This window comes from Bradyrhizobium sp. BRP23, from assembly GCF_020194135.1.
In the GTDB taxonomy this organism is placed as follows: Bacteria; Pseudomonadota; Alphaproteobacteria; order Rhizobiales; family Xanthobacteraceae; genus Bradyrhizobium; species Bradyrhizobium yuanmingense.
The window spans coordinates 611,256-625,328 of sequence record NZ_JADYVW010000004.1 but is presented as its reverse complement, the minus strand read 5'-3'; the positions used below and the strand labels follow the sequence as shown (position 1 = coordinate 625,328).

Here is a 14,073-nt window from a genome sequence, read left to right as displayed (position 1 = left end):
CTTAGTTCAGCACCAGTTTCGCGGTGTCGAGCTTCGATTGCAGCATCTTCTGCGACGACATCACCTCGATCCACCAGCTGAGGTTTTGCGGCTTGAGGTTCGGCTCGGACTGGTTCGGCGGCGTCGCCTTGACGAGATCGAGCGGCTGCTTGGTGAACTTGGCGATCGAGGCCGAGGCCTTCTCGCGGTCGCTGTTGACGATCGCGGCGGCCTCCGCGACGGCCTCGCGAAACTTCTTCACGGTGGCCACATTCTTCTCCGCCCAGTCGCGCGATGCGGCATAGAAGATGATCGGATCGGTGCGGCCGAGCTCGGCGCCGTACCGCGCGCCAACCGAGCCGAGCCCCGCATTGCTCATGCGCGTGACGAACGGTTCGGCCGTGAGCACCGCATCGACGCCACCTGATTTGATGATGTCGGCCATGGTCGGGAAGGTGACTTCGACGAAATTGACGCTTCGGGGATCGACACCTTTCTCGACCAGCCATTTCACGAAGAGCACGTGCAGGAAGGCGTTCAGGCCGGGCGCGCCGACCTTCTTGCCGATGAAGTCCTTGGGATCCTTGATGGTGATGCCGTTGCGGACGAAGGCCGCAATCGCCGTGTTGGAGGTCGGGTTCATGACCGAGGCGCCGGCGATCGCGACGAGGTCGAGGCCGCCGTCGACGGCCTGCAGGAAGACCGTGGAGGTGGGGCCGCCGACCTGAATCGAGTTCGACAGGATCGCCGCCGGGATGTTGGAATTGATCGCGATCGGCGTCATCTCGACGTTCAGCCCGTGCTTTCTGAAGATGCCTTCGTCCACTGCCACCATGGCCGAAGCGCAGTCGGAGGTCGCGGTGCAGCCAATCTGGATCTTGGCCTGGGCCAGCGCGGGCGCCGTCAAGCCGGCAGACATCCCGAGCACGAGACCTGCCAACATCGCTCTGATCCGCGTTCGCCTCACTGCGTTCTCCCCATTTTATATTTTTCCTTCTTGTTTATCGATATTTTATCTGATCATATATTCGAAACGATAGCAAGGGGTGCCCAAGGTGAAGCTCGCAACATTCAGAACGGCCGGTCAGGAGAAGATCGGCGCCGTACACAGCCATGACAGCCAAGTGTTCGACCTCGCCGCGGCGGCCGCACGGGACGGCGGGGCCGATCCGGCCTTCGGCTCGATGCTGGCGCTGATCGACGCCGGGCCCCGCGCGCTCGATCGGGCCCGGGCTCTGCTGGACAAGCACGCCCAGGACGCGACCCTGTCGGCGGCAGTCAGCGCCGTCGACATCCTCGCGCCGGTGCCGGAGCCGAGGCAAATGCGCGACGGCATGTCGTTTCCCCTGCATATCCTGCAGGCGCCGCGCGGGCAGCAGAAGCTCGCCGCGCGCGCCAGGGGCGACATGGCGGAACTGGCGCGCATCGACGCCGAGCCGCTCGGCGAATTGCCCGAGGTCTATCGCAAGCAGCCGATCTTCTACATCACCAACCGCTTCAGCGTCCGTGGCACCAACACCACGGTGAAATGGCCGCGCTACAGCAAGGTGATGGACTACGAGCTCGAATTCGGGATCATCACCAAGAACAAGGGCGCCAACATCACGCCTGCGAAGGCTGGGGATCACATCTTCGGCTACACCATCTTCAATGATTTCTCCGCGCGCGACGCCCAGCGCATCGAGATGGAGGGACGGCTCGGCCCTGCCAAGGGCAAGAGTTTTGACGGCGGCAACGTGATGGGGCCCTGGATCGTGACACCGGACGAGATCGGTGATCCCTACAAGCTGAAGATGGAAGCGCGCGTCAACGGCGAGACCCGCTCGAAAGGCGTGAGTGAGGGCATGCTGTTTTCTTTCGAGGAGATCATCGCGCACGTCTCCCAGGACGAGACGCTGATGCCCGGTGAATTCATCGGCTCCGGCACGGTCGGCAATGGCTGCGGCCTCGAGCTCGGCTGGTTTCTCGAGCATGGCGATACGATCGAGCTCGAGGTCGAGAAGATCGGCATTTTGAAGAATCGCGTCGAGCGGCAAGAAACCTGAAGGGGGCGTCTGAAGGCGCGCTTGAAGCGACGCCTGACTGCCGCCAACGAGAACAATCAACGAGGAAGCGCCATGACGAGCAAGCTGATCGACATCTCCGTCCCCCTCCAGAACGACGTGCCGGCCGACCCGCCTGGCAATCATCCGACGATCCAGTACATCAATCATCAGCAGGGCCTGCCGCGCATGCTGCAGTTCTTCGATGGACTGAAGGCCGAGGATCTGCCTGATGGCCAGGGCTGGGCGGTGGAGCAGGTCAGCCTCTCCACCCACAACGGCACGCATCTCGATGCGCCCTGGCATTTTCACCCGACCATGAATCGCGGCGAGCGGTCCTGGACCATCGACGAGGTGCCGTTGGAATGGTGCTTCCAGCCCGGCGTGAAGCTCGACTTCCGGCACTTGCCGGACGGCTATGTCGCGACGGCCAAGGACGTCGAGGCCGAGCTCAAGCGCATCGGCCACGAGCTGAGGCCGCTCGAGATCGTCGTGGTCAACACCAGCGCCGGCGCCAAATATGGCCGGCAGGACTACGTTACCTCGGGCTGCGGCATGGGCTATGAGGCAACCATGTACCTGCTCGAGCGCGGTGTGCGCCTGACCGGCATCGACGGCTGGAGCTGGGACGCGCCGTTCGTTCACACCGCGAAGAAATATGCCGAGACGAAAGACGCCAGCCTGATCTGGGAAGGCCACAAGGCCGGACGCCATATCGGCTATTGCCATCTCGAGAAGCTGCACAATCTCGAACAGCTGCCGCCAACCGGCTTCAAGGTGTCATGCTTCCCCGTGAAGATCGAGCGAGCCTCGGCGGGATGGACGCGAGCGGTCGCGATTTTGGAGGGGTAGCTTATTGTCCCGTTGGGCGCCCATGGCGTCAAAAGGTCGAGCCACCCCGCCCGTCGCTTGTTGTCTCTACCCTTGATGGAATCGAACCCGGTAGTCATGCGGCAGCACGTTCAGGCGGCGGCGGAACGCGCGGCGTAGATGCTCCTCGCTCTGAAAGCCTGCGCGCGCGGCGATTTCCTTGATAGGGGAGGCGGACTCTTCCAGCGCGTGCCGGGCAGCCTCGACGCGAAGCTCTTCGACCGCCTTGGCGGGCGTGCGGCCGGTCTTCTGGCGAAACACGCGCGCGAAGGTGCGCGGGCTCATGCCCGCTCGTTCGGCGAGACTTTCGACACGCAAATCGCGGCCGAGATTTTCTTGCATCCAGCTCGAAATTTTTTCGAGAGCCCGATCTTCCGAGGCCTGCATTGACAGCGGCACGCTGAATTGCGCCTGCCCGCCGGGCCGCTTGAGGAAAACGACGAGGCGCCGCGCGATGCGCATGGCCTCGCGATGGCCGAGATCATCTTCCAGCAGCGTGAGCGCCAGATCGATGCCGGCCGTCACGCCTGCCGATGTCCAGATGCCGCCGTCATGCACGAAGACCGGGTCGACCTGAACCGAAACGTCGGGATGTTTTGCGCGCAGCAGGTCACAGGAACCCCAATGGGTGACCGCGCGCCGCCCGCGCAGCAGCCCGGCTGCGGCGAGGATGAATGTGCCCGTGCAGACCGAGCAGACGCGCCTTGCCTTCGGCGCTGCCAGGCGAAACCAATCGACCAGCGCGGCTTCTGCAGCGGCGCGATGGACGCCGGGACCGCCACCCACCATGAGGGTGTCGATGTTCTTGTGGTCGCAGTCAGCGAGGGCGGTCGTCATCACCTCCAGACCGGACGAGGTTTTGACCGACCCGCCTTTCAACGAGCAGATCTGCCAGACATAGGGCGCGCGCCCCGCTTTCGACGTTTCGCAGGCCAGTTCGAAGGCCTGTAGCGGTCCGGCAAAGTCGAGCAGCAGACAGTCGTCGAAAAGGACGAAGACCACGCGGCGGGGGGCGGAACGGGCCATTGGCAGCCCCTTGAGCAGGGAAGGCTTGGCAGGAATTGCGTGTGTTATGACATTTCGGCAAAGGCCCTCCGCTGTCAACATGAGTTATCCAACGTTAGGAGGGCTCCATGTCCGGCAAGCGGATCGAAATCGGAATTCTGTACTATCCTGGGATGACGCAACTGGACGTCACCGGACCATTCGAAGTTTTTGCCCGTCTGCCGAACGTCCGCATGCACCTGCTGTGGAAGCGCATCGAGCCCGTCGTCAGCGACGTCGGTCTGCCGCTGCTGCCAACCACGACCTTTGCCGACTGCCCGGATCTGGACGTGTTCTGCATCGGCGGCGGTCCGGGACAAGTCGCCACCATGGACGATGACGAGGTGATTGCCTTCGTTCGCGACAAGGGTGGATCGGCGCGCTACATCACCTCAGTTTGCGCCGGCTGTCTGATCCTCGGCGCCGCGGGCCTCATCGATGGATACAGGTCAGCCTGCCATTGGCTGATGAGCGACCAGCTTGCTGCGTTTGGCGCCATCGCCGTCGACGAACGCGTCGTGGTCGACCGCAACCGCATTTCCGGCGGTGGGGTCACCGCCGGTATCGATTTCGGTTTTCAGGTTGCCGCCGAACTCTGCGGCGAAGACGTTGCAAAAAACCTCCAGCTGATGCTGGAATATCAGCCGCAGCCGCCGTTCGACATCACCGTGCAGAATGCGCCGCGTGAGCTGATTTCCCGCATGCGCCGCGAGGCCGAACCTTGGCTGCAAAAGCGCGCAGCCGCGGTGCAGAAGGCGGTTTCTAAACTCAAGGCGAGAGCAACGGCGGCTTAAGCTGTTCGAGACAGGGAGGAAAGGCACAAGCGCCCTTATTGGAAAGGTGTTCGCATGAACTGGCACGGCCGCATCGCTACGCTTCTCGTCGTTGGGACTTTCATCGCATCTTTTCTGCCCACCCACGCCGCCGAACTCTCCGGTCGCGTGGTCCGGATCGGCATCATCAATGACCAGACCGGGCCATTGTCCGACCTGTCGGGATCGGGCTCCGTGGCGGCAGCCAGGATGGCGGCGGAAGACTTTCAGAAACTGGTGCCGTCGATCAATGTCGAGATTTTGGCCGCCGATCACCAGAACAAGCCCGATATCGGCGTCGGCATTGTCCGCAAATGGTTCGACGTCGACGGCGTCGACATGGTCGCCGACGTCTCCAATTCGGCCGTGGGGCTGGCGATCCAGTCGCTGGCGCGTGACAAGAACAAGATTGCGGTCTACTCGGCGGTGGCGACCACCGAACTGACGGGCAAACAATGTTCGCGAAACGGCCTGGCGTGGCTGCACGATTCCTACAATCTGGTGTCGGGACCGATCCGCACCCTGGTCAGCCAGGGCTACGACACCTGGTTCTTCATCGCGGCCGATTACGCGTTCGGCAAGAACATGGTGTCGGAATCGCAGCGCGTGCTGGCGGCGGCGGGCGGCAAGTCGCTCGGCGCGGTGTATCACCCGATTGGCAACGCGGACTACAGCTCTTTCATCCTGCAGGCGAAGGCGTCCGGCGCCAAGGCGATCGCCTTCGCCAATGCCGGCGACCAGCTCGTCAACCTGATGAAGCAATGGAACGAGTTCGGCATGAACACGGGAAGCCAGAAGCCGGTGGCCGAACTGATGTTCGACACTGATGTTCATGCGATGGGCCCGAAAACCGCCAAGGGCCTGACCACGCTGACGGCATGGTACTGGGCGTTGGATGACGAGAGCAGGGCGTTCGGCCAGCGCTTCTTCAAGCTTCGCAGCGCCATGCCCACGGCACCGCAAGCCGCGGTCTATTCCGGCGTCAGCCACTATCTGAAAGCAGTCGCTGCCGCAGGCACGGATGCGACGGATCCAGTGCTGGAGAAGATGCGCTCGACGCCCGTCGACGATTTCTACGCACGCGGCGCGAGGTTGCGCGACGACGGCAAGCTCGTGCACGACTTCTATCTTGTGCAGGTGAAGGATCCGTCCGAGGTCAAGGCACCCTGGGAGTACTATAACGTGCTCGAGAAAATTCCAAGCGGCGAAGTCTACGCTTCGCTGGCTGACAGTGAATGCCCGCTGGTCAAGCGGGGCAATTGAGGTTGGAGTGCCAAACCCGCGATCTGATGGATAATCGTGATCGCGGGCTTGGTCGGCGCGCATTACGGTGACGGTGCTGGACCGCGCCACGGTGACAGTGCTGGACCGCGCCAACTCCGACTGTGCATCGGCCAACGTTGGAGAAAACAAAAAGGCCTGACGAGCCTCAACCGCGCAACTCGCTCGCCGAAAGGCGCCGCCACATCCCGGCCCGCCCGACCTCCTGCGATGATGCCACTATGCTCCTGTTTTGCCCGACGAAGCAAATCGCGAGAGACCCCATTCGGAATGGGCGGCAACGATCGCGGCCAATTCGCCTCGGCTCGCTTGGGCGAGCCGGACAGGCGAGTCACCACGATTCCTCGGCCTCTTGGCTCCTGAAAGCCTGCCCGACCCGCACCCAATCCGGCTCCACACCTAACCCATTGATCTTGCAGCCCCCGTCTACTGTGCATGGGGTTGTTTTCGCGAGTTTTGATCTGCCCCGTGCAATTTGACGTCGCTGACAGCGCCGACTACGTTCCGCGAAACACGAAAGCTCGCGAGCGTTGAGCCGAGCGAAATTCCACGGGGAAGAAATGACCGGCGACATTGCAGCCACCATCTCGAAAGCGCGCGAGCATTCCATCGGCGATCTCCTGCGCCGCTCCGCAGGCCGTGAGCCGAGCAAGCTCGCCGTGAGCTGCGGCGATGTCAGCTGGAGCTTTGCCGAGATGGATGCGATCTGCAACCGGCTCGGCCGCGGCCTGCTCGGCCTCGGCGTTGGCAAGGGCGACCGCCTCGCCGTGCTCTCGCGCAACTCGCACGCCTTTGCTGCGCTACGCTTCGCGGCGGCGCGGATCGGCGCGGTGCTGGTGCCGATCAACTTCATGCTCAATCCGGACGAGATCAATTTCATCCTGAAGAGCTCCGGCGCAAGGCTGCTCGCGACCGGACCCGATTTCGTCGGGCCGGGACGCGCGGCGAGCGCGAAGGATTGCGCGGTCGAGAAGATGATCTGGCTGCCGGGCGAGGATCCGGCCGCGCCGCCTGCAGACCTCACCACCTTCGACGATCTCCTGCATCCCGACGGCTCGTTCCTGGACGCCTCGGTCGACAGCCGCGATCTAGCGCAGATCGTCTACACCTCGGGCACGGAATCGCTGCCCAAGGGCGCGATGCTGACCCATGAAGCCGTGATGTGGCAGTATGTCAGCTGCATCATCGACGGCGGCATGAGCGTGGACGACAAGTTCCTGCACGCCTTGCCGCTCTATCATTGCGCGCAGCTGGATGTGTTCCTGGGCCCGCAGGTGTATCTCGGCGCCTCCGGCGTGATCACGGGCAAGCCGACGGCCGACAACATCCTGGCGCTGATCCAGGCGCACAGGATCACCTCGTTCTTCGCGCCGCCGACGATCTGGATCGCGATGCTGCGCTCGCCGAACTTCGACAAGACCGATCTGTCGACGTTGCAGAAGGGCTATTACGGCGCCTCGATCATGCCGGTGGAGGTGCTGCTCGAATTGCAGCGCCGGCTGCCGGCCGTAAAGTTCTGGAATTTCTACGGCCAGACCGAGATCGCGCCGCTCGCGACCGTGCTGCGGCCGGAGGATCAGCTCCGCAAGGCCGGCTCCGCCGGCAAGCCCGTGCTCAACGTCGAGACGCGCGTCGTCAACACAGCGATGGAGGACGTCAAGGTCGGCGAAGTCGGCGAGATCGTGCATCGCTCGCCGCATCTGCTCTCCGGCTATTACAACGATCCGGTCAAGACCGCAGCGGCATTCACCGGCGGCTGGTTTCATTCCGGCGATCTCGCCACGGTCGACGAGGAAGGCCACATCACCGTGGTCGACCGCGTCAAGGACATGATCAAGACCGGCGGCGAGAACGTCGCGAGCCGCGAGGTCGAGGAGATGGTCTATCGCATCCCGGAGGTCTCCGAAGTCGCGGTCGTCGGCCTGCCCGATCCGCGCTGGATCGAGGCGGTGACCGCCATCGTCGTGGTCAAGACCGGGGCAAAGCTCGACGAAGAAACCGTCATCAGACATTGCGCCGGCCATATGGCCCACTTCAAGGTGCCCAAGCGCGTGATCTTCGTGGACGCCCTGCCGAAGAATCCGAGCGGCAAGCTGCTCAAGCGCGAGCTGCGCCAGCGCTTCGTCGGCGGCGAGACGCTCGACAAGGCGGTGCAAAAGAGCTTTGGGACGTAGCAGGCGCCGTTCCGGCGCCGTCGCGGCGAACTCGCCTATTCGGCCTCGCCAGCCAGCTTCCTGACGTCGTCGGGCGTCGCTCCGAAACGGCGGCGAAACGCGCGATGGAAGTAAGAGACGTCGTGAAATCCGGCGAGGTGCGCGATCTCGATGATCTTGCGGCTGCGCATCGCAGGATTTCGCAGCAGTCGTTCGGCGCGCAGCAATCGTTGCTCCAGCACGAAGCCGCTATAGGTGATGCCGGCCTTCTCGAACAGTAACTGGATCGTGCGCGCGCTGATGCGGTGCGTGGCTGCAAGGTCGGACAGCGACAATGCGGGGCTGTCCAGCTGCGCCAGGATGTCGGACTTGAGCGCTTCGAAGCGCGCCGCCGCAAGGCCGCGCAATTGAGCCTCTTCGGCGGCATCGCCGCGTGCGCCGAGCATCAGGACGGCGAGGTCGAACAGGTGCTGCGAGACCGCATCGAGCTCCGCCGGCGCGAGCTTGTCCGCGTGCGCATGCGCGAGATCGTAATATCGCAGGAACATCGATGTGATCGGGTTGGCGCCGGAGATCGACCCCGCGATCAGGTCCTCGGCATTCGGGCAGGCGCGCAGCAGGGCCTTTCGCGGCAGCAGCGCGGTCTGGAAATTACCATACGCCAGTTGCGTGATTTGGGCCCCCTTGATCGAGGGATCGCCGATCGTGATGTCGCCGGCGGCGACCTCCAGTGGCCGTTTCCCCATGGCCCCACGCAATGCCGAATTGGGCGACGTCGTGATCACCAACTCGTCGTTCGTTCCCAATGACACGAAGGACATCGGCGTGCCGAACGAGGCCGAGAGTCTGAGGCGGGGAAGAATGGCAGGCGCAATGGTTCGGTGAACGCGCCCTTCACCAACCGGCACGAAATCGACGTTCGCTACCTGACGGCAAAACTGCTCGCGCCATTGTTCATAGGCCGCACCGTTCGGGTCGCCATCGAATGAGAGCTGCGGCTGGGTCATCGATCGCCGGAACGCCTATTGCCGATTCATTGCGGTCCGCACTTTCGTCGGCGCGCCGGGGATGCGGCAACTGGAAAAGCGCCAGATTGCGCAAAAAACCACTCGCACCTACGCGCTGAGCCAGCGACGAGGTGCCGCAGCCTGCTTATTGGGCAGATCGAAGGCGGGCACGTTGCGCCGCGACTGCCATACGGCGCTGTCGCTCAATATTTCTTCACCGCCGCACTGAAGGCCAGCCACAGCGCGATCGACGCCAGGCCAAAGCCGCCGAGCAGCAGGAAGGTCGGCCCATAGCCGATCCATTGCGCGATCCAGCCGCCGAGAGCCGGGCTGAGGCTCGCGCCGACGCCCTGCACGGTGATCACGGCGCCTTGGCCGAGATTGATGCGGCCGGTGCCGTTGAGCGCGCGCGCGACCATGCCGGGGACGGCGACCGTTTGCAGTCCGGTGCCGATGCCGTCGAGCACCTGCATCGGCACGACGCCCCACCATCCCGTGACGAAGAAGGCGAGCACGCCGCGGACCGGCAAGAACATGAAAGACACCAGGATCACCGGCCAGTAATTGCGCTTGCTCGCGGCCTTCATCGCGATCAGCGAGGTCACGATCATCACGCCCTGTGCGATCACCACGGTGGTTGCGACGAAGCTCGGGCCGTTGGCCTGTCCCTCGGCGACCGCGGCAAGTCCGTACAGCGGCACGATCGCGGCATTGCCGAGGTGGAACAGCGCGAGGGCGAGAGCAAGCACGAGCAACGCCTTGTGCTTCAGCAGCATCGTCATCGCATCCGGCGGCGCCTTGGAATCGTCCTCCTTGCTGCCGCGCGCGGCGCGATCGTCGATCGCCTTGGCTGGAATCATCAGCACGCAAGCGATCGCGATGGCGCCGAACAGGGCCGCCAGCGCGAACACGGCAAAATAGCCATACTTGTAGCCGAGATAGCCTGAGAGCGCGGCTCCGACCATGTTGCCGGCGTGGTTGTACGCCTGGTTGCGGCCGTTGAGCGCATTGAAGCCCTTCTGCTTGGCGATGCCGAGCGTGATGCCCGTGACGGCCGGCACGATTGCGGCGCTCGCCAGCGATTGCGCCACTTGCGAGAACGTCACCGCCCAGAAGTTTTGCGAGATCAGGATGATTGCGGACGCCGAGACAACGCAGATGCCGGGAATGATCACCCACAGCCGCTTGTTGCGGCTGGAATCGATGAAGCCGCCGATCGGAGTCGTGACCAGCATGCCCGCGACGTTGCCGATCGTCATTGCCGTGCCGATCAGGCCGGTCGCCCAGCCGCGTTCCTGAAGGAAGACCCCGACGAACGGCCCGATGCCCGACTGCATGTCGGCCATGAAGAAATTGAGCGCGAACAGGGGCCAGATGCGAGACGTTGAAGGGCGAGATGTCATCGAGACGCTGAACTTGATGCTGCCGATCTAATCGGATCTCGCATGATGCGGACTCGGCGGGCGGGTGCCCGGGCGGACCAGAACTTAACCTGCTCTCAACCCGTTGGTTCCGGTTGCTCTTGCGATCCGGCGAGTGCGACGTCATGTCTTGCAAGACTGGATCATGATGGATCAGCGCGATGCCCCTCTGGACCTGCGCAACCTGCGGCGCTCAATTCCCGGATAGCGGAAAACCCCCTGCGGCCTGTCCGATCTGCGAGGACGAGCGCCAGTTCGTCGGCTGGGACGGTCAAGCCTTCCTCACGCGCGAGGAGCTCGCGCGCAAGCACCGACTGGTGGGGCGCGACGATCTCGGCCTGACCGGGATCGGCATGGAGCCGAGCTTTGCCATCGGGCAGCGAGCGCTGCTGGTGCCTGACGGCGACGGCTGCGTGATGTGGGATTGCATTCCGCTCGCGACCGACGAGGCCATCCATCACATCACAGCACTCGGCGGTCTCAAGGCCATCGCGATCTCGCATCCGCATTACTATGGCGCGGTCGCCGACTGGAGCGACAGGTTCGGCGGCGTGCCGGTCTATCTGCACGCCGACGATCGCGCCTTTGTCACGCGGCCTCATCCGGCGATCGTGCACTGGACCGGCGAAAGCCATCGCCTCTCCGACGACGTGCTGCTGCTGCGCACCGGAGGCCACTTCGCCGGCGCCACCGTGCTGCATTATGCGCGTGGTGTGGACGGCAAGGGCGCGCTGCTCACGGGAGATATCGCGCAGGTGACGATGGACCGGCGCTTCGTCAGCTTCATGTATTCCTATCCGAACTACATGCCGCTCAACGCCGCCGCGGTGCGGCGGATTGCGTCAGCCGTCGAGCCGTTCGCCTTCGACCGGATCTATGGCGCCTGGTGGGGCCGCAACATCGCCAGCGGTGCCAAGGCGGCGTTTGCTGCGTCGGTCGCGCGCTATCTCGCGGCCATCGCCTGAGCCGGGTTGCGGACCGGATTCATCTTGCCGGCGCCGAATAACTGTACTAATAGTACACTATAAGTAAAGCGACGCATCCGGCGAAAGCCGGCATGATCGATGCATCGCGGACGCCGAGAAGGCCTCCGTGAGCGGGAGCTGAGTGCATGACGGCGCAGCGCGACTACGACATCTTCGAGGCTGGCGACGTCACGCTCCAATCCGGGTCCGTGTTTCCCGCGCTGAAGCTCGCCTACAAGACCTACGGCACGCTGAGCCCGGCCAAAGACAACGTCATCCTCTATCCGACCTCGTTCAGCGCCCAGCACACCGACATTGAATGGCTGATCGGGCCCGACGGCGTGCTCGATCCCACGCACTACTTCATCATCATCCCGAACCTGTTCGGCAACGGCCTGTCGTCGTCGCCCTCGAACACGCCCGCGCCGTTCCCGGAAGTGAGCTATCACGATGCCGTCGCGGTCCAGCACCGGCTGCTCACCGAGCGCTTCGGCATCTCGAAGCTTGCGCTGGTCTATGGCTGGTCGATGGGCGGCATGCAGGCCTATCACTGGTCGGCGCTGCATCCGGACATGGTCGAGCGCGCCGCGATCGTCTGCGGCAGCGCCCGCTGCTCACCGTACAACTACGTCTTCCTCGAAAGCGTGAAGGCCGCGCTTACGGCCGATCCCGCCTTCCGCGATGGTCGTTTCCTCGAAAAACCCGTCGCCGGCTACCGCGCCATGGGACGCGTCTATGCCGGCTGGGCGATGTCGCACGGCTTCTACCGCGACGAGCTCTGGCGCGAGGCCGGCTTCACTTCACTCGAGGATTATCTCGTCCGCGCCTGGGATGCGACCTTCGCGCGGCGCGATGCCAACGATCTTCTGGCGCAGATCGGCATCTGGCAGCGTGGCGACATCAGTCGGTGTGGGGCATTCGCCGGCGATCTCGATCGCGCGCTGGCGGCGATCAAGGCCCACATGCTGCTGATGCCGGGCGCGACTGACCGTTATTTCGACGTGCACGACAACGAGGACGAACTCGGCAAGCTCGTCAACGCGAGATCCGCGGTGCTGCATCCGATCCCGTCGCTGCATGGCCATCGCGCCGGCAATCCCATCAACAATCCCCGCGAACAGGCCTTCATCAAGGCCGAGCTCGCCGAGCTTCTCCGCAAGTAGGGCACGCAACCGACCATGAGCGACGCAACCATTCCGGACGCCGGCCATCGCCTGAAGCCCCTGACGCCCACCACGCTGCGCGAATTGTCGGTTCGCTCCAACATCAGAGGTGCGGTGCAGAGCCTCGGCCATTACAGCGTGATTGTGCTGGTGGGCGTGCTGATCTGGAAGGTTTCGTCGAGCTGGGGCGCGCTCTGGGCGCTGCCGCTGATAGTGGTGCAGGGCTATGTCGTCGCCTTCCTGTTCATGGCGGTGCACGAGACCGCGCACAAGACGGCATTCAGGAGCCGGGGCCTCAATCTCGGCGTCGGCTATCTCTCGGCGTTCATCATCGGGCTGCCTTACGAATATTACTATCTGTTTCACTGGGACCATCATCGCTACACGCAGGACCCGGAAAGGGATCCCGAGCTGATCGTTGGCGTGAAGCCGACGTCCGACACCCAGCTTGCGCTCGCCTATAGCGGCCTGCTCCAGGTCGCCGGCCGTCTGCGGCTGATGCTCGGCCACGCGATCACCGGCAAGGTCGTCGTGCCATGGATTCCCGAGAGCAAGCGCAGCACCATTGTGGCCGAGGCGCGCGCCTATGTCGCGCTCTACGCCCTGCTGCTCGCGCTGTCGCTGTGGTTCTCTTCAGCGCTGCTGCTCTGGGTCTGGATCGTGCCGCTCGTGATCGGGCAGTTCTTCCTGCGGCCCTATCTCTACGCCGAGCATACCGGTTGCGACCGCACCCGCAGCGCCTTTCAGAACACCCGCACGACTTACACCGGTGCTATCGTCAAATGGTTCGCGTGGAACATGCCGTATCATGTCGAGCACCACGCTTATCCCTCGATCCCCTTTCACGCCCTGCCGAAGCTGAACGCGATCGTCGACGGCGAGATCGTCCATCGCGGCCGCGGCTACATCAGAACGACGCGCGAGACCTGGGCCTGGTTTCGCCGGCAGCGGCAGGCCGGCTAGCTCAACGCAAAACTCCGGCCGCGATGCGACCGGAGCTTTGTCGTGATATCGAGATATCAGTAGATCCCGTAGGCGCAGACGTTCACGACGCGCACGCGCAGGCCGTGACGGGTCCGGACCAGGCGCTCCTGATAGCAATTGCTGACGCCGGTGTTGAGGTAGATACCGCCAAAGCCCCAGCCGGGACCCCAGTGGTGATGACCATGATGGTGATGGAAGCCGCCGGCCGAGGCCGCGGTGGGGGCGAGAGCGGCAACGCCGAGCGAGCCGGCGGCGATCAGACCAAGTGCAAGCTTACGAAACATCTTCATTCTCCATTCGGCGCTAGGGCCATTGTTGCGTCCCTGCATTTCCGTCGAGACGAGACGCGATC

At 63.7% G+C, this 14,073-nt stretch carries 13 protein-coding genes; 8 read left to right on the top strand and 5 right to left on the bottom strand.

Going from position 1 to position 14,073, the window contains the following annotated elements:
* Position 1: 1 nt before the first annotated feature.
* Positions 2–922, bottom strand: coding sequence for an ABC transporter substrate-binding protein (locus I6F24_RS14530; protein ID WP_225149360.1), 921 nt, complete (start codon positions 920–922; stop codon positions 2–4).
* A 112-nt stretch (positions 923–1,034) separates the two neighbouring features.
* Between I6F24_RS14530 and I6F24_RS14525 the strand changes: the two genes are divergently transcribed.
* Together I6F24_RS14525 and I6F24_RS14520 are read left to right on the top strand one after the other, a co-directional pair.
* Positions 1,035–2,024, top strand: a complete 990-nt coding sequence (locus I6F24_RS14525) for a fumarylacetoacetate hydrolase family protein (RefSeq protein ID WP_225149359.1) — start codon at positions 1,035–1,037, stop codon at positions 2,022–2,024.
* 72 nt (positions 2,025–2,096) lie between these two features.
* Positions 2,097–2,873: a cyclase family protein gene (locus tag I6F24_RS14520; protein WP_225149358.1), complete on the top strand. Its 777-nt coding sequence runs from the start codon at positions 2,097–2,099 to the stop codon at positions 2,871–2,873.
* 66 nt (positions 2,874–2,939) lie between these two features.
* Here the strand turns inward: I6F24_RS14520 and I6F24_RS14515 are convergent, their stop codons facing one another.
* Complete coding sequence (locus tag I6F24_RS14515) at positions 2,940–3,917, bottom strand: GlxA family transcriptional regulator (protein ID WP_225149357.1); 978 nt, start codon at positions 3,915–3,917, stop codon at positions 2,940–2,942.
* Positions 3,918–4,024: 107 nt separating this feature from the next.
* Here I6F24_RS14515 and I6F24_RS14510 point away from each other — a divergent pair, with 107 nt between their 5' ends.
* The 3 genes from I6F24_RS14510 (at position 4,025) to I6F24_RS14500 (ending at position 8,202) form a co-directional block, all read left to right on the top strand.
* Positions 4,025–4,729 (top strand): DJ-1/PfpI family protein, encoded by a 705-nt coding sequence (locus I6F24_RS14510; RefSeq protein WP_225111534.1) that lies wholly within the window; start codon positions 4,025–4,027, stop codon positions 4,727–4,729.
* Positions 4,730–4,783: 54 nt separating this feature from the next.
* A complete protein-coding gene (locus I6F24_RS14505) occupies positions 4,784–6,010 on the top strand; it encodes an ABC transporter substrate-binding protein (protein ID WP_225111535.1) in 1,227 nt (408 codons plus the stop codon).
* A gap of 578 nt (positions 6,011–6,588) precedes the next feature.
* Positions 6,589–8,202: an acyl-CoA synthetase gene (locus I6F24_RS14500; protein WP_225149356.1), complete on the top strand. Its 1,614-nt coding sequence runs from the start codon at positions 6,589–6,591 to the stop codon at positions 8,200–8,202.
* Positions 8,203–8,237: 35 nt separating this feature from the next.
* Here I6F24_RS14500 and I6F24_RS14495 read toward each other — a convergent pair whose 3' ends face one another.
* Both I6F24_RS14495 and I6F24_RS14490 read right to left on the bottom strand, forming a co-directional pair.
* Positions 8,238–9,188: an AraC family transcriptional regulator gene (locus I6F24_RS14495; RefSeq protein WP_036021010.1), complete on the bottom strand. Its 951-nt coding sequence runs from the start codon at positions 9,186–9,188 to the stop codon at positions 8,238–8,240.
* Between the two features lie 203 nt (positions 9,189–9,391).
* Entirely contained in the window at positions 9,392–10,591 is a 1,200-nt protein-coding gene (locus tag I6F24_RS14490; protein WP_036021013.1) for an MFS transporter, read from the bottom strand.
* Between the two features lie 179 nt (positions 10,592–10,770).
* On the opposite strand from I6F24_RS14490, the gene I6F24_RS14485 reads away from it, so the two are divergent.
* The 3 genes from I6F24_RS14485 (at position 10,771) to I6F24_RS14475 (ending at position 13,700) form a co-directional block, all read left to right on the top strand.
* The gene (locus tag I6F24_RS14485) at positions 10,771–11,574 is read left to right on the top strand and encodes an MBL fold metallo-hydrolase (protein ID WP_225149355.1); all 804 of its coding nucleotides are present in this window, start codon (positions 10,771–10,773) and stop codon (positions 11,572–11,574) included.
* 146 nt (positions 11,575–11,720) lie between these two features.
* Positions 11,721–12,737 carry an alpha/beta fold hydrolase gene (locus tag I6F24_RS14480; RefSeq protein ID WP_225111539.1) on the top strand — a complete coding sequence of 339 codons (1,017 nt, stop codon included), beginning with the start codon at positions 11,721–11,723 and terminating at the stop codon, positions 12,735–12,737.
* 15 nt (positions 12,738–12,752) lie between these two features.
* A complete protein-coding gene (locus I6F24_RS14475; RefSeq protein WP_225149354.1) occupies positions 12,753–13,700 on the top strand; it encodes a fatty acid desaturase in 948 nt (315 codons plus the stop codon).
* Between the two features lie 56 nt (positions 13,701–13,756).
* On the opposite strand, the gene I6F24_RS14470 is transcribed toward I6F24_RS14475, so the two are convergent.
* Positions 13,757–14,005: a hypothetical protein gene (locus I6F24_RS14470; RefSeq protein WP_028138614.1), complete on the bottom strand. Its 249-nt coding sequence runs from the start codon at positions 14,003–14,005 to the stop codon at positions 13,757–13,759.
* Positions 14,006–14,073 lie beyond the last annotated feature (68 nt).